Source organism: Mechercharimyces mesophilus, from assembly GCF_059818345.1.
The window spans coordinates 331,964-352,607 of record NZ_JCBAPH010000002.1 but is presented as its reverse complement, the minus strand read 5'-3'; the positions used below and the strand labels follow the sequence as shown (position 1 = coordinate 352,607).

The 20,644-nt window shown below is 41.8% G+C and carries 22 protein-coding genes; 7 read left to right on the top strand and 15 right to left on the bottom strand.

From position 1 onward, the window contains the following. Nucleotides 1–53 precede the first annotated feature (53 nt). Entirely contained in the window at nt 54–1,121 is a 1,068-nt protein-coding gene (locus AC6RGY_RS09360; protein ID WP_499862259.1) for a murein hydrolase activator EnvC family protein, read from the bottom strand. Nucleotides 1,122–1,712: 591 nt separating this feature from the next. On the opposite strand from AC6RGY_RS09360, the gene yunB reads away from it, so the two are divergent. Further along, entirely contained in the window at nt 1,713–2,471 is a 759-nt protein-coding gene (gene yunB / locus AC6RGY_RS09355) for a sporulation protein YunB (RefSeq protein WP_499862257.1), read from the top strand. Nucleotides 2,472–2,581: 110 nt separating this feature from the next. Here the strand turns inward: yunB and AC6RGY_RS09350 are convergent, their stop codons facing one another. The 7 genes from AC6RGY_RS09350 to AC6RGY_RS09320 all read right to left on the bottom strand — a co-directional run bounded on the left by AC6RGY_RS09350 (nt 2,582) and on the right by AC6RGY_RS09320 (nt 8,135). Further along, a complete protein-coding gene (locus AC6RGY_RS09350; protein WP_499862254.1) occupies nt 2,582–2,932 on the bottom strand; it encodes a VOC family protein in 351 nt (116 codons plus the stop codon). A gap of 432 nt (nt 2,933–3,364) precedes the next feature. Then, entirely contained in the window at nt 3,365–4,240 is an 876-nt protein-coding gene (locus AC6RGY_RS09345) for an urease accessory protein UreD (protein ID WP_499862251.1), read from the bottom strand. Beyond that, nucleotides 4,213–4,884 (bottom strand): urease accessory protein UreG, encoded by a 672-nt coding sequence (gene ureG, locus AC6RGY_RS09340; RefSeq protein WP_499862249.1) that lies wholly within the window; start codon nt 4,882–4,884, stop codon nt 4,213–4,215. Before ureG ends, AC6RGY_RS09345 begins: the two co-directional genes overlap by 28 nt. A 44-nt stretch (nt 4,885–4,928) precedes the next feature. After that, nucleotides 4,929–5,615 (bottom strand): urease accessory protein UreF, encoded by a 687-nt coding sequence (locus AC6RGY_RS09335; RefSeq protein ID WP_499862246.1) that lies wholly within the window; start codon nt 5,613–5,615, stop codon nt 4,929–4,931. A gap of 38 nt (nt 5,616–5,653) precedes the next feature. Next, nucleotides 5,654–7,372 (bottom strand): urease subunit alpha, encoded by a 1,719-nt coding sequence (ureC, locus tag AC6RGY_RS09330; RefSeq protein ID WP_499862244.1) that lies wholly within the window; start codon nt 7,370–7,372, stop codon nt 5,654–5,656. After that, the gene (locus AC6RGY_RS09325; RefSeq protein ID WP_499862243.1) at nt 7,353–7,739 is read right to left on the bottom strand and encodes an urease subunit beta; all 387 of its coding nucleotides are present in this window, start codon (nt 7,737–7,739) and stop codon (nt 7,353–7,355) included. The genes ureC and AC6RGY_RS09325 overlap by 20 nt, the downstream gene beginning before the upstream one ends. A gap of 93 nt (nt 7,740–7,832) precedes the next feature. After that, the gene (locus tag AC6RGY_RS09320) at nt 7,833–8,135 is read right to left on the bottom strand and encodes an urease subunit gamma (RefSeq protein WP_499862471.1); all 303 of its coding nucleotides are present in this window, start codon (nt 8,133–8,135) and stop codon (nt 7,833–7,835) included. 309 nt (nt 8,136–8,444) lie between these two features. Between AC6RGY_RS09320 and AC6RGY_RS09315 the strand changes: the two genes are divergently transcribed. The 3 genes from AC6RGY_RS09315 to AC6RGY_RS09305 all read left to right on the top strand — a co-directional run bounded on the left by AC6RGY_RS09315 (nt 8,445) and on the right by AC6RGY_RS09305 (nt 10,241). Continuing rightward, nucleotides 8,445–8,882, top strand: coding sequence for a hypothetical protein (locus AC6RGY_RS09315; protein WP_499862241.1), 438 nt, complete (start codon nt 8,445–8,447; stop codon nt 8,880–8,882). Between the two features lie 3 nt (nt 8,883–8,885). Further along, entirely contained in the window at nt 8,886–9,107 is a 222-nt protein-coding gene (locus AC6RGY_RS09310) for a helix-turn-helix transcriptional regulator (RefSeq protein ID WP_499862239.1), read from the top strand. A 162-nt stretch (nt 9,108–9,269) separates the two neighbouring features. Beyond that, the gene (locus AC6RGY_RS09305; RefSeq protein ID WP_499862237.1) at nt 9,270–10,241 is read left to right on the top strand and encodes an NAD(P)-dependent alcohol dehydrogenase; all 972 of its coding nucleotides are present in this window, start codon (nt 9,270–9,272) and stop codon (nt 10,239–10,241) included. A 139-nt stretch (nt 10,242–10,380) separates the two neighbouring features. Here the strand turns inward: AC6RGY_RS09305 and AC6RGY_RS09300 are convergent, their stop codons facing one another. Continuing rightward, complete coding sequence (locus AC6RGY_RS09300; protein WP_499862469.1) at nt 10,381–11,892, bottom strand: alpha/beta hydrolase; 1,512 nt, start codon at nt 11,890–11,892, stop codon at nt 10,381–10,383. Between the two features lie 424 nt (nt 11,893–12,316). Here AC6RGY_RS09300 and AC6RGY_RS09295 point away from each other — a divergent pair, with 424 nt between their 5' ends. The 3 genes from AC6RGY_RS09295 to AC6RGY_RS09285 all read left to right on the top strand — a co-directional run bounded on the left by AC6RGY_RS09295 (nt 12,317) and on the right by AC6RGY_RS09285 (nt 15,490). Then, nucleotides 12,317–12,901 carry a GNAT family N-acetyltransferase gene (locus tag AC6RGY_RS09295; protein WP_499862235.1) on the top strand — a complete coding sequence of 195 codons (585 nt, stop codon included), beginning with the start codon at nt 12,317–12,319 and terminating at the stop codon, nt 12,899–12,901. Between the two features lie 1,157 nt (nt 12,902–14,058). Further along, nucleotides 14,059–15,378 (top strand): helix-turn-helix domain-containing protein, encoded by a 1,320-nt coding sequence (locus AC6RGY_RS09290; protein WP_499862233.1) that lies wholly within the window; start codon nt 14,059–14,061, stop codon nt 15,376–15,378. Next, nucleotides 15,365–15,490 carry a hypothetical protein gene (locus AC6RGY_RS09285; RefSeq protein ID WP_499862231.1) on the top strand — a complete coding sequence of 42 codons (126 nt, stop codon included), beginning with the start codon at nt 15,365–15,367 and terminating at the stop codon, nt 15,488–15,490. Before AC6RGY_RS09290 ends, AC6RGY_RS09285 begins: the two co-directional genes overlap by 14 nt. A gap of 264 nt (nt 15,491–15,754) precedes the next feature. Here the strand turns inward: AC6RGY_RS09285 and AC6RGY_RS09280 are convergent, their stop codons facing one another. The 6 genes from AC6RGY_RS09280 to AC6RGY_RS09255 all read right to left on the bottom strand — a co-directional run bounded on the left by AC6RGY_RS09280 (nt 15,755) and on the right by AC6RGY_RS09255 (nt 20,567). Beyond that, on the bottom strand, nt 15,755–16,579 hold the full coding sequence (locus AC6RGY_RS09280; RefSeq protein ID WP_499862467.1) for a MerR family transcriptional regulator: 825 nt from the start codon (nt 16,577–16,579) through the stop codon (nt 15,755–15,757). 881 nt (nt 16,580–17,460) lie between these two features. Next, nucleotides 17,461–17,787, bottom strand: a complete 327-nt coding sequence (locus AC6RGY_RS09275; protein WP_499862229.1) for an ArsR/SmtB family transcription factor — start codon at nt 17,785–17,787, stop codon at nt 17,461–17,463. Next, on the bottom strand, nt 17,787–18,215 hold the full coding sequence (locus AC6RGY_RS09270) for an SRPBCC family protein (RefSeq protein WP_499862225.1): 429 nt from the start codon (nt 18,213–18,215) through the stop codon (nt 17,787–17,789). Before AC6RGY_RS09270 ends, AC6RGY_RS09275 begins: the two co-directional genes overlap by 1 nt. A 310-nt stretch (nt 18,216–18,525) precedes the next feature. After that, nucleotides 18,526–19,371 carry an ATP-binding cassette domain-containing protein gene (locus tag AC6RGY_RS09265; RefSeq protein ID WP_499862220.1) on the bottom strand — a complete coding sequence of 282 codons (846 nt, stop codon included), beginning with the start codon at nt 19,369–19,371 and terminating at the stop codon, nt 18,526–18,528. Between the two features lie 80 nt (nt 19,372–19,451). Next, a complete protein-coding gene (locus AC6RGY_RS09260; RefSeq protein ID WP_499862217.1) occupies nt 19,452–19,832 on the bottom strand; it encodes a GntR family transcriptional regulator in 381 nt (126 codons plus the stop codon). Between the two features lie 18 nt (nt 19,833–19,850). Beyond that, nucleotides 19,851–20,567: a hypothetical protein gene (locus tag AC6RGY_RS09255; RefSeq protein WP_499862212.1), complete on the bottom strand. Its 717-nt coding sequence runs from the start codon at nt 20,565–20,567 to the stop codon at nt 19,851–19,853. Nucleotides 20,568–20,644: the final 77 nt, after the last annotated feature.

Below are 20,644 nucleotides of genomic sequence, written 5' to 3'. Positions count from 1 at the left end.
AGTAAATGAAGGAATAAAAAAAGGGAGCTGAATGCTCCCTTTTACATAAAGACTTAATTGGAAAGATAAGGATTTGGATTGGTGCGTGTATTGTTTTTCCACACTTCAAAATGAAGGTGAGACCCAGTAGAATATCCGTTGTTACCCACTTTACCAATGAGGTCTCCCTTTTCTACATAGTCGCCTTTTTTCACGGTGACATCCCAAGCATACATGTGCCCATACAGAGTCATGATCCCTCCGCCGTGGTCAATCATGACCACATAGCCGTAACCACCAGCAGGTTGGCTCTTGACGACAATCCCCTCTGTGGCTGCATAGACAGGATCTCCACTATCACCGTTATAGTCGATGCCATAGTGCATCCCTGGATCCGGATTGCTACGGTATCCATAGGTTGAACTGATGGGTACAGAGGAATCAACCGGCCGTCGCATGGGGCCTTGGTAGGCAAAATTTCCAGATTTGATTTCATCGATACGCAGTTTACGCAAATCTTCTTCTACAATTTCTGCTCTACCTTTAATCTCCGCTAGTTGCGTTCTGTTTTTCTCTAGATTTTCTTGGAATTTTTCGTTCTTCTTTTTTCCCTCTGCTTTGGCTTGCTCAAGCTCGTCCACATTTTCCTTGAGCTGATCCTTTTTAGAAGCAACCTTATCTTTTGCTTTCCTATAATTATCGAACACATTCTGATCTTGTCCAATGATTAAGAGAGTATACTCATAGACAGCAAGAAACTCTTCAAATGAGTCGGCGCGCAACAGAGCGGCTAAATCGGCCATTTGCCCCTGAGTGTAGACAGCTGCGACTCTCTTCTTTAGTTTTTCTTTATATACACCGACTAATTCTTCTTGCTTTTCTAGTTCGGTCTCAGTTTCTGCTAACTCTTCCTGTTTTTTAGAGATATCTTCCTCTATTTTTGTGAGATCTTCCTTTTGTTTTTCTAAGCTACCTTCGATATCTTTGATCTCGTCCTCTTTTTTCCCTTTGTCTTTCTCGATTTCTTCTAGCTCTTTTTTCATTTCCTCTTTGTCACTATTGGCTACGACAATGGAAGGTGAGAATGAAGAGGCACAGAAGCAAACCGTAGCAACGATTGCAATGAAATTTATCTTTTTCATCCAATCCTCCTCTGCTAGGCGGCTCAATCCATTTTTCTGCATCATTAGTGGATAGAAGACGAGAAAGAGGCATTCTCATCTTCTATGCATGCCGCACGGTTATCATACTATTATTTAAACATGTTCCCTCAATGGTGTCGACCCCTAATCCTCAATTGAGAGAATTTGTTTTAAGATTAGTCAAATTATTTTCTTTATATAGTTATGTAAGGATATTATTTACATATTCATGGCGATAATGTGTTACTTTTCTGTCATCATGTGAACCTTTTTTGAAGAAAGAAAAAAGCCCTATGATGCGAAGAAAAATCGCTTCATTAGGCAATGAGTGTCCGAACAGCAACGAGAAGGACCAACCAGAATGGAAGACTAAAAGCAGAAGCATAGAAAAGTCCGATTGCTTGGTTCATCATCACTCATCTCCTTCAATGTTTGTTAATACCATTATAATCGGTCAGAGCACTCATATGGGTGAAATCATGGAAACGTAAAGCGGATGTAATATAGCTGTAATACAGAAAATGCTTTCGATGAAAGCGGACAACCTGTGTTGAATAGAATAGGACAAAGCGGACAACAAGGGGGAGAACGATGAGGCTTCGTAGACGACCACGTCCTGTTCGCCGTCAACGTCCCGTTATTCGTGTTCATCTTCATCCCATTCGCATTCGACACCCGTTCAAACTGTTGATTTTCTTAGGGTTTTTTCTTTTTCTGCTCTCCTTTCCATTCATCTATTTCTTTGAGCAGAAGGTAGAAGATACCTTGGTCAAAATGGCACGTTCTGAAGTAAAAGCAATCGCACAAGTAGCGATGAGCAATGGGGTTAAAAAGATGAGAACCAACTTGGGAGAAGAAGTTAATGATGCCATGGTGATAGAAACAGATGGAGATGGAAAGGTGAGTAGCCTGCAGGTAGATCAGTATATACAAGCACTAATTTATGAAAATATTTCTGATGGTGTGCGAGAAGAATTAGAAAAAGCGAGTATGCGTGATATGGGCATTCCAATCGGTTCCATTACTGATAGTGCCTTCTTCGTAGACAAGGGTCCGGAAATTCCTTTTCAGTTTTGGCCCAAGGGATCAACGCACGTCAATATGGAGGCTTTTTATGAGCCTGTAGGGATTAATATGGTAGCGATTCGTCTGGAAGTGGTGGTACGAACGGATCTAGAAATTTTGTTTCCTAGTCATGAGAATAGCAAGTTGAGTATGGAGTATAACTATCCCATTGGGCAGAGAGTGATCGCAGGTGAGGTACCAGAGAATTACTATTACTATAATGGAGAGAGGGAGGATGGCGAGAAAGGGGAGCAGGTGCCTATGCCGATTGTGCCCGTTCCATGAAGTTAAAGGAACGGGCAGAGCGGAGCGATTCCGCTGGACAGCCATTCTCTTTTGACTAGAGATGAAAAAAGCCACCACTGGTGGCTTTTCTAAATATAAATGATTTTTGTTTATAAGTGAGTTAAAATATTGACTAGTTTCCCAAAAGGATCTCTAACATAAAAACGCCGAACCCCCCACGGTTCTGTAGTTGGTCCATATACAATTGGAACTCCATTTTCATTTATACGAGTAAGAACTTCGTCTAGGTTATCAACTTCAATTGACAAATCAGGTACTGGTGTGCCAGATCCTCCCTCAGATAAAAAACTGATTTGAGTGGCCATCTTCTCATTAGATCCATATGTTGCAATAAATCCATGGTCCATTAATTGATCAAGTCCTAGTATTTTCTCGTAAAAGTGTTTTGCTTTGGAAGTGTCCTGCGTTTCAATATTGGCAACAATTCGCTTGACTTTCAATTCTACACCTCCATGGTATTTTGAATTCTAGTTTTCTCGTTACTCCTCAAACTTGCCCTATGTGTAACATAACTTCCGTATTACTACTCCAGAAACCTTCATAAACTTCAACAAAAAAATGCGTAACCTTTCTTAATCCCACCAATACAAAGAAGTCTCTATGACAAGGTAATCCATCAAGTATTAGATCAATATCTCGAAACTGAGTCTCCAATAAACTCTCCCTTTTCTGGAAGACTCAGTTTCGAGATAATCTACCCTAACGATTAATTACAATTCTTTAAAATCCTCCTCTCTACCACAAGCATTTCTCACAATAAGTAGAAGCCATGTCAATTAACAGACATGGCCCTATATTCAAGAAGATTTGTGTGGGAGGGAAAAATATAATAGAGAAATACTAGGAAAGCTGTTTGCTCTTTAGTCCGCTCCTCACTTATTAACATAATGTAGAGGAGCGGGCTCTCCTCGATGTTCTTTCCACGTTCTCCAAACGGTTTCTACCATGCCTTGTAATTCTCTTACACTTAATCCTAGCATCCTGACACAGATCCCATACTGAAATGTTAAGCTGGCACCAGCTAGTAACACGTGGTCTCGTGGAAGTATTGCTTTGATCTCCTCCAGTAAAGGAGTATCTGCTTCTGGTCCGAAAATCCATATACTTCCACTATGCGTGTAGTGTTCGAGTGACCCAATATTTTTAAAAGAGTGGATAGATGGATTGAGATAAAAAGAGTCCCAAGCGATCTGCTCTTCAAGGAGGTAGACCGAGAGTTCATTTTGTATGGAGCGATAGGTGAAAGCTTCATCGCGATGCAATCTTCCAGGGGTTAAGATGTCAACGAGAAAGAGTGAGGCCTCTTCTTGTAACTGGAAGAGGCTCGTTTGTATCAGTTGGCTATCTCGATAGGGAACGATCGGTTCAGGAATGTACTCAAGACAGCTACCAGACTCCAATATATAGGACTGTTGTAGGAAGGAGCCTCGATCTTTACTGGGATGAATTTTGGTAGATGATTGATTTGTTAGATAGAGAGAAGTGTTCTTTCTTAAGTGCATCTGGATGTGATAATGATCAGAATCGAGTAATCCTGGAGAAGCATCCATCATACAGACTGCTAGTTGGGGGCTATGTCGATGGATACGATGGGTCTTCGATACCTTGATTGCTCCATAGTGATAACGGTCCACCATGGTCGTAGCACCATTTCTGAGAGCAAATTCCCCCTTCAATTCACTCGTATACGGAGGAAGGGTTCGCGTGGAGGAGGAGTTGCTCATGCGTTGCACATTGACTCGTTCCACTGCTTTTCCAACCATGCTACGACGTCTGTTGCCCCCTCTCCTGTTTTAAGGTTTGTGAAGAAGTAAGGAAGTCCAGGTCTCATCTTCTCTGTATCATTTTTCATCACCTCTAGACTAGCGCCTACATAGGGAGCAAGGTCCATCTTATTGATGATGAGAAGGTCAGATCGTGTGATCCCCGGTCCACCCTTACGGGGAATTTCTTCTCCTTGAGCGACATCGATGATGTAGATGAAGCGATCGACTAACTCTGGACTAAAGGCAGCGGCTAGGTTATCACCACCGCTTTCAATCAAGATCATATCGAGGTCGGTAAACCTCTCTTGTAAAACCTCAATTGCATCAAAATTCATGGACGCATCTTCACGAATAGCAGTATGGGGACATCCACCCGTCTCAACACCTATGATTCGTTCTTCAGGTAGAGCTGATTGACGTACCAAAATCGCTGCATCCTCTTTGGTATAGATGTCATTGGTAATGACAGCAAGATTATAGTGGTCACGTAGTTGCTTGCTGATCTTTTCGACAAGAGCCGTCTTTCCTGAACCGACAGGGCCACCGATTCCGAACCGCATGGGGCGATTAAGTTTCCCTTGCGGTTGTTGCCATTGTTGATGATGATGATGAGCTCCTTCACACATGCGATATCACTCCTAATCTATTTTTTAGGCAAGTCTATTTGCTATCAAGACATAAAAAGGCGAGAATAGAGTGTTTCATGATTCATGGCATGGATTTCCTGTGAAAGGGAGAAGGAATGAAGAGCAGAGGGAGGTAGGTGTTTCACTTGCTCCCATTCCCGTTCGATGACAGGAATCATGTTACATACGATGCGTTGTCCTTCGGTTTGCCCGATGGACATGAGGCGAATCGCGCTATTCACCATGGTCATGACGTTCGTGTAGGCATACCCTGTGACGCAAACATCCAGCGTTACTTTTAGATGATAGGAAAGAAAGGCATGCAAGGTGGGATGAGTCAGCTCCCCTTTGCCGATGGTTGCTTGCAAAGGAGAAAAGTTGATGGATGGATAAAGAGTGTTTGCTAGCTGGAGCAATCGTTTCCCCATCTTTTCGATCCCCTCTCTCGATTCACGTGCCACCCGTTGCACTCGTAGGAGGCGATTAAAAAAGGTGACAAGTTCCCAATCCTGTTCAGCGAGGGCGTTAAAAATCCCTTTCATCGCTAGACCGTCTAGTCGCAGGAGTGTACTGTGTAATTGCGTGCCGATATAACTTTCGAGGCAGTCAATCTTTGTTATCTTCCCTTCCTGCACGAATGTTTCAAGCCCGAAGGAGTGAGAGAAGGTGCCGATTGGTAGAGCGGAATCAAGCAATTGTGCATAATGAAGTAGTTGAACAGATTCTTTCATTGGTTATCCCTCGCTTATCTGGCTACATATCCAGTTTACTAAAATAGGAAGTATCTCTGGGCCAGTGAAACCACTTCAGCAGGTTCGCATGCGAGCTTCTCACCATCTACTCTTACTTCGTACGTTTCTGGATTGACGTCGATGTGTGGGGTTTGATCATTGTGGATCATATCTTTTTTGCTAATGTTACGGCAGTTTGCTACGACTTCGATCTTTTTTTGTAAACCCAGCAACTCATGGATGCCCTTCGTGAAAGCGACGCTAGATAAGAAGGTTAAGGAAGAAGAGAATAAGGCTTTGCCGAAAGAACCAAACATCGGTCGTCCATAGGAAGGCTGAGGGGTAGGAATAGAGGCATTGGGATCGCCCATCTGTGCGTATGCGATAAGCCCTCCTTTGAGGATCATTTCAGGTTTGACACCGTAAAAGGCTGGCTTCCATAGCACGAGATCGGCCCACTTGCCTACTTCAACCGAACCAACGATATGGGAGATGCCATGGGTTATCGCAGGATTGATCGTGTATTTGGCAATGTAACGTTTGATGCGATCATTATCTCCGAGAGAGTGTCTTGCTATATGAAGAGGTCCGCGTTGGCGTTTCATTTTATCCGCCGTTTGCCATGTTCGCAGAATCACCTCTCCAACACGTCCCATGGCTTGGGAGTCGGAGCTGATGATACTAAATACTCCGCGATCATGTAAGATATCCTCGGCGGCGATGGTTTCCGGACGGATGCGCGAATCGGCAAAAGCGACATCTTCCGGAATGGAGCTGTCCAAATGGTGGCAAACCATGAGCATGTCCAGGTGCTCATCTATGGTGTTAATGGTATAGGGACGCGTCGGGTTGGTGGATGAAGGCAAGATATTTTCATATGAGGCCGCTCGGATGATATCGGGAGCATGTCCGCCACCTGCTCCTTCGGTATGGTAGGTATGAATGGTTCTCCCATCAATGGCACGCAAGGTATCTTCGGCAAATCCCGCTTCGTTGAGGGTATCGGTGTGAATCGCCACCTGTATATCAAAGGCATCAGCGACACGAAGACACTGATCAATGGCAACGGGAGTGGTTCCCCAATCCTCATGAAGCTTTAAGCCAATGGCTCCGCCTTCTACTTGTTCGATAAGCGGTTCGGGTGAGGAACTGTTTCCTTTTCCTAAGAAGCCAAGATTCATCGGAAAAGCTTCCGCTGCTTCTAACATTCGCTGGATATGCCATGCTCCAGGCGTACAGGTGGTGGCGTTGGTACCTGTAGCAGGTCCAGTGCCACCTCCGATCATGGTGGTAATTCCGGAGGCAAGAGCCGTTTCGATTTGTTGCGGACAGATGAAGTGAATGTGGCTATCCACACCACCAGCGGTGACGATTTTTCCTTCTCCTGCAATCACTTCGGTTGTGGCGCCGATGATCATATCCGCATGTACACCCTTCATGGTATGTGGGTTGCCGGCCTTGCCGATACCGGAGATCTTGCCGTCGCGGATTCCGATGTCTGCTTTTATAATGCCTCCGTAATCGATGATGATGGCATTGGTAATAACCACATCCAGTGCGTTGTCGGCCCGCGACACTGTAGATGATTGTCCCATTCCATCACGTATAACTTTCCCTCCACCAAACACGCACTCATCACCATACACGGTGTAATCGTGCTCAATCATTGCCCAGAGCTCCGTGTCTGCTAATCGAACGGCATCGCCGGTTGTGGGACCATAAAGGGAAGCGTATTTCTCACGACTCAGACTGGCCATCACTTTGCTCCCCTTTCCACTCAGCAAGTTTCTGAGCGATTGTTTCTTCCGTGGGCTTGGGATCAAGAGCGCCGTTGATGAGTCCGTTGAGACCATGCACCATTCTTTCTCCACCCAATTCCACTAATTGAACTTCTTTTTCTTCCCCGGGTTCAAAACGAATAGCCATACCTGCTGGCAATTGCAAACGCATGCCATACGCTAAGAGGCGGTGAAAATCGAGCGCCTTGTTTACCTCGAAAAAATGGAAGTGAGAACCAACTTGGATAGGGCGATCTCCACGATTGATGACAAGTAAGTGGATGGTTTGTCGCTCAACATTTAATTCTATATCGCCTTCTTGACAGCGGTATTCTCCTGGAATCACATATACTCCCTCATTTCGCAACATGCATCGATTAAATTATTTCATTTATTATATTGGGAAAATTAAGTCTAATCGGCCGACTAGAAGGTGTGGCTAGCGAATGGGTTCGTGAACGGTAACCAGTTTGGTCCCATCAGGAAAAGTGGCCTCCACCTGAACTTCTTGTAACATTTCAGGGACTCCTTGCATGACATCTTCCCGCCGTAAGATTGTTCCCCCTTTTTGCATCAAGGAGGCTACAGTGAGGCCATCGCGTGCTCCTTCCAGTATTTCAGCCGTAATATAGGCCATGGCTTCTGGGTAGTTAAGTTTCACACCGCGGTCCCTGCGTTTACGTGCTAAATCTGCGGCGACTGTAACCATGAGCATCTCTTTCTCTCGTGGAGTAAAATGTATGGCTATCTCCTCCCCTAACCATCTTGTTGGATGTGAACAGACCGAATCGAGTAACGAAAGTAGCGCATTTTTCCTATGTCAGGTATTATAACATAAATATCGCATATATAGAAACGGAATTTACTAAATGAAGCGAAACGCCTATATTGTGTTAGGTTATCTAACACAATATAGGCGTTTCCCGATATTTTGGTGGCGGATAGTAAGCGAAGAGAAATAGGTGTAAAAAATAGTTTACACAGTGTAACTTATTTGATACATTAAGTATGATTAATTTTACTTTTTTGACGAGTGAGGAGGAAAAGAAGGATGTCTTATCAAGAGAGAAAAGTGATCGCTTCTTTGATTCGTACAGTGCTTATCTCTGTGGTCTGTTGCTTCTATGTGCTTCATAATTACCAAGTTGGAAGCATCAATTCTACAACAGTTTTTCGTTTTTACGGAGAGATATTCATCTTTCTCATTGTTTTCGGAATTGTGACCGATATTGTTGTGAACATAGGGTTAGATAGGATTGGTGCAGTGAAAAAAGAATCTCTATTTACGGACGAGCGAGACAAACTAATTGAGCTCAAAACAATAAAAATTACCCACTACGTGTTTCTTGTTGGATTTTCCCTTTCTATGGCTGTGCTGGTTATGGATATGGAGCCGGTGGTGATGTTTCCTCTGCTCCTTGTCTCTGGGATAGTAGCAGCGATTGTAGGTGACATCTCAAAGATCTACTTTTATCGGAGAGGAATGTAAGGAATGAGGAAAAGTCAGGTCAGTAATCATATTCGCAAACTACGTTTTCATCATGATGAAATGACACAAAAGCAACTGGCTGAAAAGGTAGGGGTGACGAGACAAACCATTGTAGCGATTGAAAAAGAAAAGTATTCACCTTCACTGGAACTGGCTTTTCGTATTGCTCGTGTATTTCAATCGCCTATAGAAGAGGTGTTCTTCTATATTGAAGATAAGGAGTAGGCTTCGTAAAGAAAACTTATGATCCTATGAGGGCAGTCCTTAGGGGAGTATAAATTTATGGGGATAATGGGATCTAATCACAAGTAAAAAAAGGTAGAAGGGTAGATGAGGCACTTGTCTTGTCCTTTGTAGAATGGGAATCAAGAATAGGAGGAAAGAAGGATGCGAGTTAGTACGTTCTCAAGATATGGATCACCCGATGTGCTTCACCTGGGTGAAGTTGAAAAGCCGACTGTAAAGGAGAATGAAGTGCTCATCCGAGTGATTGCCGCTGTCGTAACGACTGCAGACTGTGCTTTTCGTAAAGCGGACCCTTTCATTATTCGTTTCTTTTCGGGGCTAGTAAAGCCAAAGGTTACGATTCTTGGAACAGAGTTTGCTGGCGAAATTGAGGCTGTTGGTAGTAAGGTTACACGTTTTCGAAAAGGGGATCAGGTATTTGCTTCTAGTGGGGCTAATTTTGGCGCACATGCCGAGTACATTTGTCTACCGGAAGAAGGGGCGATAGCATGCAAACCGGAAAGTCTGACTCATGCGGAAGCTGCGGCTGTGTGTGAAGGGGCGTTAACAGCACTACCTTTTCTCCGAGATGAGGGAGAAATAGAGAAGGGGCAACATGTGTTGATCAATGGTGCATCGGGAACGGTAGGTGCTTCAGCTGTTCAACTTGCCAAGTACTTCGGAGCAAAAGTGACAGGGGTATGCAGTACCAGAAATGTTGCATTGGTTCAATCGCTTGGGGCGGATGTCGTGATTGACTACACAAAAAAGGACTTTACCGAACAAAAAGATTCCTATGACATTATTTTTGATGCAGTAGGTAAGAGTTCGTACGCTCGTTGCAAGAAATTACTCAAGCACCAAGGAATCTATCTCTCTCCCACACTAACTTTGGGAATTTATCCACAGATGTGGTGGACTTCAAAAGTGGGAAGTAAAAGAGCGAAATTTGCTGCTACTGGGTTAAGAGAAGCTGGTGAAAAGGCAAAAGACCTCTCGTTCATTCGATCCATTGCGGAGGAAGGAGAGTTAAAGCCTGTAATCGATAAGCACTTTTCGCTACAGGATGCAGCAGAAGCACACAGGCATGTAGAAACTGGACGAAAAAGAGGGAATGTTTTGTTAGATATATAAGGATAAGAACATCTCTCCGAGCAAGAGGGGAGCACTTTCCCATCCTTCGCGCGAACTTTTTCTACTATAGACCTGGAAGTTAGAAAGGCTGGAACAATACACCATATCCCAGCCCTTCAAACTTTGATTTTTGTCTCGTTTACTGGGGATTTCCTTCAATCCACTCTACAATATCTGTAATGACATACTCGGGAATATTAGCGGGGATCGTGTACTCATCTGGTGTACTTAATTCCCCTTCGCCTTCTGTGAAAAAGTGATTTAACTTTGAATAGAGACGATAGTCCACATTATCGCGTGCCACTAGCTCTTCCTGCCAGATGGGAATCTCGATATCTGCTCGAACCTGATAATCGCGTTCCCCTTGTAAAAGGAGGAGAGGTCGGCTTTGTATCTTAGCCATCTCAGCCGCTTTAATGTCATTGATGGAATCCCAATAAATAGGGTGAGGCAGAAGGGAAAAACCATCAGGAGGATCTTCACCATTAAAATCGGGGTCGTTTAACATCTCCAATTGGGTGGTGTTGAATAAATACTGTTCTCTTGATATCTTGCCTATTTCGTAGAGATAGTCCATTTGGTCTAACGTCGTATCTTGGAAGGTACGTGCGGGTGCTCCCATGGCAATGGCACCTGCGATGACTTGATGTTTATCTTTGTTGATCATTTGTGGAATCATCATCCCGCCTTGACTGTGGCCGATGATATAGATGCGATTGCGATCAACTTTCTTTTGACGCTGAAGAAAGCGAGCGGCCAGTAGAGCGTCGTTGGTGGTTTCTTTATCGACAGTGTGTCCGGGATCCCAAAGCGCCTTTTGATAGTGTTCGTACGTTCGTTTGTTATAACGGAGCACGGCAATGCCTTTAGAGGAAAGTCCTTCAGCGAGATCGCGAAAAGGTTTCAGGGCTGCAGCGGTTTCATCACGATCAGCAAGTCCGGAGCCGTGAACAAGCACAATCGCAGGGAAGGAACCTTTTCCTTTAGGGACGGTTAGTGTCGCAGGAAGGGTAAACTTTCCTCTACCAATCACGACTTCTGTTTCTGTGAAAGAGGCAGGGTCACTATAGGAAGGTGGACCAACGATGTTGATAGAAGAGAAGTTAAAAAAGTAGTCATTGATTTTGCCGGATCGCTTTAGTCGCAGGGTGAGCGGGAGTGTTCCATTCTCAAAAGCTATATAAACGTTCACATTGGTATGAACCTGATTTTGATCACTTACCTGTACATGACTAATCTCTTTAAAGGTGCCGTAACTGATAAGATAGGAATTCCACAACTCTTCTAGCTGCTCTTCTGAGAGGCTTTTTCGGAGAGCGGGTGTGAAAGAACGACGTGCTCCTTGAAAATCTTCTTCAGAGAGCTTTTCAATATATTGGCGAGCATTTTCTACATAATGATCCGGCATTCCAAAAGGCTGGTGGTTATTCTCTTTAAATGTCGGCTTTGTCTCGTTTTTAAGAGAGGAGGAGGCGAAACAAGGGGATGAGGGAGGGGCAGTTACAATAGACGGGTGATCAAGAGAAGAGGGATGGAGCAGGTCCTGGCATGTTGCCTCCGAGGAAGCAGAAAAGGCGGTGAGTGGTAGACAAAGAAGCAGAGTCAAACTAATAAGAATTATTCTTCTGACAACTGATCTCTTCAATGTGATCCTCTCCTTAACCCAATTAAGAGCATAGTTATAGTTCAGGGAAATATTGTTTTTCCTACATATTTGATCTCTAAGTCCTTTAACCGAAAAGTTCGTCCTTCTTTTTAAAAATCCTCTTTTGAGTGGGATGTGTCACAGCTTTTTCGAAGGAAGTAAGGGAAGGGGCTGAGTAGAGTTGTTCTGTCCCGTAACATGAATCGTTCGGAGGGAGAGTATGTGCTTGTTTCGGAGGGAATTTTCATTACAGAATATGAATTCGGTTATGAAAAAGCTGATGAAAAGGGCCACTTTCTTTACAGAAAACGAAGAAAATCTCTCGCTATTCACTTTATAAAATATGGATATTAGGACGAAAGATCCTCTCGCAGGTTCAGGCAACCCCATATATAATAGCTACAAATGGAGTTAGAAGGGATGCTAATTTATGTTTCACTGGGTTCGGAAAAGGAAGAAGATTAAACAGGAGGAAGAGCTGAAACGAAGAAAAGAATTGGATTTAAAACGAAAACAGATTCTGAAGCAAAAAAAAATTGAAAGAAAAGAGAAATGGCTAAAAGAAACTATTGAAGTAATAGAAACATCAGTTGATTATCTTTTGATGAAGAAGTTAAATGACTCCATCGGAATCGTAGTTATAACAGATGATAGTGAAAATATTACAATTCGATTACTTAGACCATATGAGGATCTTTTAGCCTTTTGGCACAACAATGTTTTAGATGCCACGTTTGAAGAAGCGAATAACTCTTTCCATATCGATGATATCCGAGTGAAATATGAGGGTAAAGGTGATGGCTCAGTTCTCTTGAATCAACTAATTTCTATGGCGAAGGAGAGAGGAATCAATACAATTACTGGGGATTTAGTTGGTGATGAACGATTTTCTCAGCTCCGTCGATTTTATCAGAAGAATGGCTTCTCAGTTAGTTTTCCTTCTGATTCTATGGGAAGGATCAAATGGATTAATCAGAGCGAAGATCCCGTATGTGAGAAAAGTAACAAAAAATGAGCAAAGTAATGTTACAGAAGATGGCGTAGAAACTGTCCAGACTGTCTAGATGAAGGGTAGGGAACGTTTCTGATATAATCCATAACGGGCCGTCGGGGGTCCGTCAAAGCCTTCTCCTTTTTCGGAGAAGGCTTTTGCATGCGTGCGTTTGAAAAAGTATACGATTTCATCGGGTAGATTGGCAGAATCCTTTCGCGTTTGGAAACCATGTTCTAACGTTGGTTATCATGAAGTTGTTTTTGAGACTTCTCCATTAATTTGGGAAGCTTTAAAGGTTATGTTTTACATCACTTAGAAGTAGGTGAAGTTGGAAGTGATTAAAGATAAAGGAGGTAGGAATATTTGAAAAAAATTGCTATAGTGGTTGGGCTTATAGTAGCATTCTTGCTATTGTACTACATAGCACTTGTATTTGGGTTATCAATCAGTTAATCGCTAATTCAACCGTTGGAGGGGTCTCAAAAACGATTCTTTTTGAGACTATCATCGCAGGGGGAGGGTTGCTTGCTCAAACCCGCATTTCTTCCGTCTCAAAACTCGGTATCAAATTCAAAGCATCTATACTCTTGGATTATGAGACAATAAAAGAGAAGAGAGAGGGGGATCAGTGGAGGGAAACTGATCTTCCATGTATTTAAATCTCTTTCTGAAATTGAACGGGAGATCATCCGCGAGTGAGCGAACGCATGCAGGTTTGGTAGTAGCAAGTCAACGAGGTAAACTTGGCAGTCGGACACGGAAGATGGATGAGCAGAAAATAAAGATGGCTCATTTCTTGATGAAGGACCTTAATCTAGGGGTTTGCGAGACGCTACATATATTGAAAACAGCGCTTCACAGACATCTTAGGAGAGTAATCTGATAGGGTATCAATGTCGGTATAGTTCACTTAACATTCTCATGATGAGAAAGAAGGGATGGATTCTATAAAAAATCTCTTTTTTTAAATCCTCCGGATAGTTGATCCATCTGGAGGATAACACTTCGTAAAATAGGAATGAATATACTATTATCAAACTCACGTTGAGAGAGCCAGAAAGGGACTATCCTCCCCGGCTCTCTTTTTATAAATATGAATCAAATGAAAATATCCATTGCATGTTCGAGTCAATCATATATAATAGTAGCCAAGTATGCATTTGTTAGGAGGATTGAAAATGTTAGGAAACCATTCAAAAGAAGTAGGTGAAATTCTTAGGCGAATTCGAAAAGAAAAAGGATTGCGCCTAGAAGATATTGCAGATAATAATATTTCGCCGGCAACGGTGTCCAATATTGAGCGTGGGGTTCCTCATGTGCTTCCAGCAAAGGTTGAATACCTTATGGACAAACTCGAGATCAATGAGAATGACTTGAAAATTAGGATGTCAGGTGTTGAGAAGGAGTTAGGCTTTCTCGAACTCAAACTTACATCAATTGAATCTCTTCTTGACCAGCAAAACCATATGGAAGCAGAAAAAATGCTTGAAGATTTTGATGGAGTGAGTACAGAGCATCCTCTAGCCTCTCTTCTCTTTTACATACGTGGCCGGCTAAATGTAAAGAGAAAGAAATGGTCCAAAGCAGAAAAGGAACTATTGAATGCTATTCGCTTATCCGAACAAAATCACAACAATATTCATGTGGATGCTTACAATGAACTGAGTTTGGTGTCCTATTTCAAAAACAATCTAACAGAGGCAGTTGAGTACGCTAACAAGGGTCTGGAGACATATAACCCAGATGGGAAGCGAATGCATGCTTTTGATGTCTTAGTTGTTAACAAAATTGCTTACCTAGAGAAGCTGAATCGGATCGGAGAGGCTTTCTCCATACTAAATGATGTTTGGGAGAGGAAAGAAGAAATCAAAAAACCAGAACTACTGCTACATTTGTATCATTTGAAAGTCATTTTACTTCGTAAAACAGGATATGTTGACGAAGCTCTGGAGGTGGGGCTCGAGGGAATTCAGCGGGCTCGACTCACTACGGAATATAATCGCATTCTTCATCTATGGGATGCACTGGGCAGTGTTTACTTACGCATTAACGATTTGTCCAGCGCAGAAATCTGCTTGAGTCATGCACTTTCTCTTGAGAAACTAATTAGTAGCCAATATTATTTTGTATCGACCCTAACCAAAAAAGGTATTCTTCATATGCGAAAAGGTGAGACGGATATAGCAGAGGAATATTTACGAAAAGCTATTGCGATTGGAAAGGAACAGCATGCTGATGTATATTTGTTGGATGCTCTAGCTTTTATGGGAGACCTTCAAGCTTCATTAGAAAGACATGGTGATGCTGTTGCTTTTTATCGCCAAGCATTAAGCATTACGGATCATTTAGACTTCAAACGGAAGAAACACTCTATTCTTTTCCGTATCATTCAATCTCTCCAAAAAACAGGCTCAAAGGAATTGTCCGCCGAGATAGAGAATATGCTTGAAACACAGAAAGAAATAAAGGAGGATCCGTTGTTCGATGAAATCATTTAAACTAATCCTTGTAGCCGTCATCTTATCCTTTGGTATCTTGGCGTCATCTCCACTCGAAAGTGATTTATATTCTACAGATGTTAGAGAAGAGGCAGAGCCAAGTAGCACATAAAAGATAAGCTTAGAGAGAAAACCCCTTATCCGATGATAAGGGGTTTTAAAAATATGATTATTTATATTCATCTAAAGGCTAAATATTATATTCTGCTTTATAAAGGATCTAATTCCAATCTCCTTTTGATGATAGCGATTTGATTAGTGAACAATCGCCAGTTATTCTTGTAGCTGTATTGTGCCGTTCAGCATACTTAAAAATTCTCATTAACAGCTCTTCTTTGATCAGGAAAGTATCCTTTTTGATGACTCATTTCAAGTTTTATCTCTCTTTTTTATGTACTGGAATTTGAATCTCTGTAACGAAATTATTTGAATTCTCTTCATTTCCAGGATGTTTTATACCACAACCTCTTGTATGGCCAGTTATTTTATAATTATTTTGTTCTATCCATTCTGCAAGTGCAGTCATTGCAGGCACAATGTTTTCGTAAGCGCCAGTGTATTTAATGGTTGCTGCGTAGGGTATTTCTGGTAACTCTTTATAAGTAAACCCGTTTTGGTCTTCAAGCAATTTTTCTATAGGGACAGCAACTTCAATTTCAACTTCATGCTCTTTATGTTCATCATCATAATAGATAGAATAAATGCAGTTATTCTTTGTTTTAACACCCTTTTCCGAACAAAAAGAATTTAGTTGTTTCCATAGTTCATCTTCTTTGCTGTAATTAGTAATGACTCTTTTTAGTGATAGTACATTAATCGATGATATTTTCTTTAATTCAACTATATATTTCATACTATCCTCCTTTAGCTTATTCAGGGCCTTAATTAGTCTTTCATGTTTGAGGTGTTCAACATCAATGTTATCTCTAACTTGATTTAACTTTGAATTAAGAACTGCATGTAAAAATGCTTTATTATCATATTTATCAATGATCTCATTCATCTCATTCACAGAAAAACCCATATCACGAAGCTCGACGATACGATTTAACAAAGGGATTTGAAATGCGCTATATAGACGGTATCCTGTATATCGGTCGATTTCCGCAGGACAAAAAAGCCCCAATTTATCATAGTGTCTTAGCATACGTGTAGACACCCTTGATAACTTTGAGAATTCTCCTATTCTAAACACTAGCATCACCGCCTTTATATATTTTTTATTGTTCATTCATCCAAAAACATGCTAGGCGCTAGGACATCTTTGACTGTTACTGATATTGCTGATGAATCGAGATTATTTTTTATTCTAGACCTTATCACGGTGACAAAGTCAATATGTTCTAGCGAAATTTCCTGTGTTAATTGTTCACTCCATATTTTACTTACATACAATGAATTTTTTCAATGATATCCCATACCCTTGACATTTGTTAACGAGATCGTTTCTCCTCCCCCATATTTAATCCTTCTACTAAGCTCGTTTTAAATGGAGACAAGACTAAAAGTGATCGGATGAGTAGCACTGAAAATTTCCCGCTAAATGTAAAACCCATCTCTTGTGGCCCGAGATGGGTTTTTTCGTAGAGGAATGTGAGTGGTTTTTTCGATCTCCTCTTTTCATCGAGGAGATCGAGAAAACCGCTTATATTTTAGTAGTAAGCTCCGCCCCTACAGAAAGCGAATATAACTGCTACGAGGAGTATGAAGCACAGTAAACCAATACCAGGAAATCCACATCTACTTCCACATCTACCACTCATTTCGTTTCCCCCTTTCCTTGTACTCATTATATAAATATGTGGAAATAAAAATTATGTAAGTGCGAATATCATAGTTTGAAAAAATAGGTTTAGATTCATAGTTAGAAAACGATGAGGAATTGCATAATACGCTATATTTTCGGAAAAACCTCCTATAAGATTGAAGTTGGTTCCGATAGTCGTGTTTATCCTACTTGGTTGTTCGGGAGTGGTAACTTTTTTTGTAAACATTTATGTACTATCTGAAAAAAATTAAATAAATCTTGAATAGATAAAGATAAAAAAAGGTACTTGGCACATTTGCCAAGCATCCTTCAGTCTAGTTCTCAAAATCCCCCTCAACCAAATGCTGTAGAATAGAAAGCTTATTATCCCAGAATTGCTCGAAGTAGGAGACCCACTCTTTTACTTCTAATAGCTGTTCAGGTTGAAGAGAGTAAATTTTTTCTCGTCCTGATTTGCGGTTACTTACCAGATTTGCATCTGATAGAATGTTTAAATGCTTTACAATCGCCGTCCTACTGATTGTAAAATGCCCGCTAATCTCTTTTATAGAACATTCATCTTTAGCGAGTAGCATCAGCATTTTCCTTCTTGAGGGATCAGCTATAGCTTGATAAACATCATGTTTAGGTACTGCAGTCATTATTCCTCTACAACCTTACGCAATCTTTCGTTTACTATGCTGTCCCAGCCGTTGTCCATGGTATTGCGTGTATCCAGCTGTGTCTTGTCTGTAGGGTGCATCTTCTCATCCGGATGACCCCAACCAGTATGAATCAACGTGAACTGAGTTTTCTCCTCAACCTCTTCTAATAGAAAATGTATCACCCAGCCTTGTTTTCCCCAGGAGAAGGAAAGTTCTTTTGGAGGATTGACCGTTAATACTTTACATGAGGATGTTTCAAAGGGAGTTTCAAGATAAAACTCATGACCCTCAACTGCTTTAAAGTCATTTGGCATAAACCAGTCAGCAATTCCCTCTGAAGTAGATATTGCTTGCCATACCTTCCTCACAGGGGCATTAAATATAACCTGTTTTTTAATTTCTGGTACCGTCTGATTTTGACTCATTCTTTTAACCTCCTTTAACCTATTGGTTTCATATAAATTATAACACCGAAAGGTTATATGTCAAAAGTTAATACCTAGAAACTTACATCTAGAAAATCATAATTTTGGAAACAGCCAACTTTACAATTAAGTAGATCCTAACTTGTTCAATTAAAGGATTAGAGCATGAAAATTTCAGAACTTATTGATACGATCAAAAAGCTACGAGAGAGCGTATCAGTCATTAAATCATAAGAAATGACCCGCCCTTCTGACAAAGGATAAGCGGGTCATTTTTCCTCTTACAGATCGTATTAAGCGTCTAAAGACACTAACTCACTAGATGAGAGAAGATTTCCTCCATCTCAAGTGATTGTACGTCGATTACTTCTACTCCCGTTAGTTTGAAGTGCGCCAAGGTGGTATTTGCTCGCTTGCTGATTACATGAAAGGGAGATTCCGTACTACGATAGACAACACCGGGTACATTCATTTCGGGAGTGGTTTTTAACCAGATTCGTTTCCAGTCAGAACGGAATTCATCTTTCTCAAACGGACCCACCATTCTCCCCTTGTTTAACAAGATGATATAATCGGCCATCTTTTCAATTTCGTTGAGGTGATGGGTCGTTATGATGATGGTGCGTTCTCCTTCCTCGATCCACTGCCCTAAGTAATCAAGAATCACTTTTCTTGATTGGAAATCGACGCCGTTGGTCGGTTCATCGAGAACCATAATAGGACTATTGGCAGCGGCGACTAGTAGAAATTGTAGCTTCCGCTTGGCTCCGGTAGATAGCGAATGAAATTTTTCTTTCATGTTCAATTCGAACGGTTCCAAAAGCGACTGTGCGATTTCATCACTCCAATTTGGGTACCACTCCTTACCGAAAGCATAAAAATCTTTTACTTTCCAATTAGGAGGACCTTCAAATTCAGCTGGCATATAGGCGATTTTCTTCTTTAATTCTAAGGAATGATCCACATGGTTTTGTTCCCCAAGACGAATGCTTCCGTGCTCGGGTTTGAGGTGCTGCGTAAGGGTTTCGATAAAGGTTGTTTTACCTGAGCGGTTGGGTCCTACTAATCCATAGATGAATCCGGGCTCCAATTGAAGATCGATGGGCCCTAGTTCAAACGATCCCCTCTTTTTGCGTATAGAATCAATGGTAAACATGATGCATTCCTCCAAGTGAAAAGATTTTTTTAATGGATGGCTATGAAAAGTAGGGTGGTGCGATTTACCCTTTTTTCTGCTTATTTGGTAGAAATCAGAGTGAGAAAGGTGGCTTTTATCTCCTCTTCCGTAAAGCCGAGCTGACTTGCTTGCTCAAGTGTCTCTTTTAATAAATCGTGTAGTTGATTTTGCTTTAAATTTTCTAGGTCGGAGGGACTATAATCCGCAACATAGGTGCCTCTGCCCCGGCGTGTGACGATCAACTTCTCCTGTTCCAAATCTTGATAGGCCCGTTTAGTGGTAATCACACTGCAAGAGATATCTTTGGCGAGCGCGCGAATGGATGGCAACGCCTGATTCGCTGGAAGGGTTCCACTCACAATGAGGCTCCGTAATTGGGTAGTAATTTGAACATAGTAAGGATCTTCTGAATGAGGATCCAATTGGATCGGTAGCAGCAAGTTCCATCCTCCTCTCGATTAAATAGTAAGGTCTCTTGAGCGTAATTTTTTTACGGAGAGGATATAGGTGACATAGTAGAGGAAGAAGGCAACGATCAGAAATAGTAGATTGAGCCAGGGCTGATGTTCGTACATATGGGACAATTGATCGATCCAATACCAGTCAAAGATGAGATGTAACAGGGAAGTGCATAAGGAGAACAGAAGACTAAAGGCAAGCAAGAGAATGAAGGTTCTCTTGAGAGAAGTATTAACCTCAAAATAAAGCAATATGCCGCTTGCAATCATGCTGATAGAAGCGAGGGACAGCGTGAGATGGATCAGTGTCATGGCAGCAGGCACGTTGGATGAGAAGAGGACGAGTAAAAACCCACTTATGCCAAAAGCCATGGCCCATACCAGCATCGAATGGAGATAGCGGCTTCCAACGAGGACTTGGTTGGGAATGGGAAAGAGATTGAGAAAGATGAGCTCACGTGTGGAATCATTTCGCTGGATGGAGGGAAAGGAGTAGTACATCCATTTGCGATTGGTCGGCAGGAAGCAGAGTACGATAATCCAGAAATCAAGAAAGAACGTAGTGTACACCGCGAAGGAGCCTGGTTGAAAAGTGAGAAGTATCGGGATGAGCGATATGGTGAGTACGAAAACAAGGAGTCCTATAGTAATGAGTCCTGCTATCCAGCTATTTTTACATTCTGATAGCGTAAGACGAAACGTATTTCGATGAAACATGAGTAAAATCACTCCTTAGTAGTGTGTGTGAAGGTACTGTGCTAACTGTTTATATATAATATATACACTAAGCACAG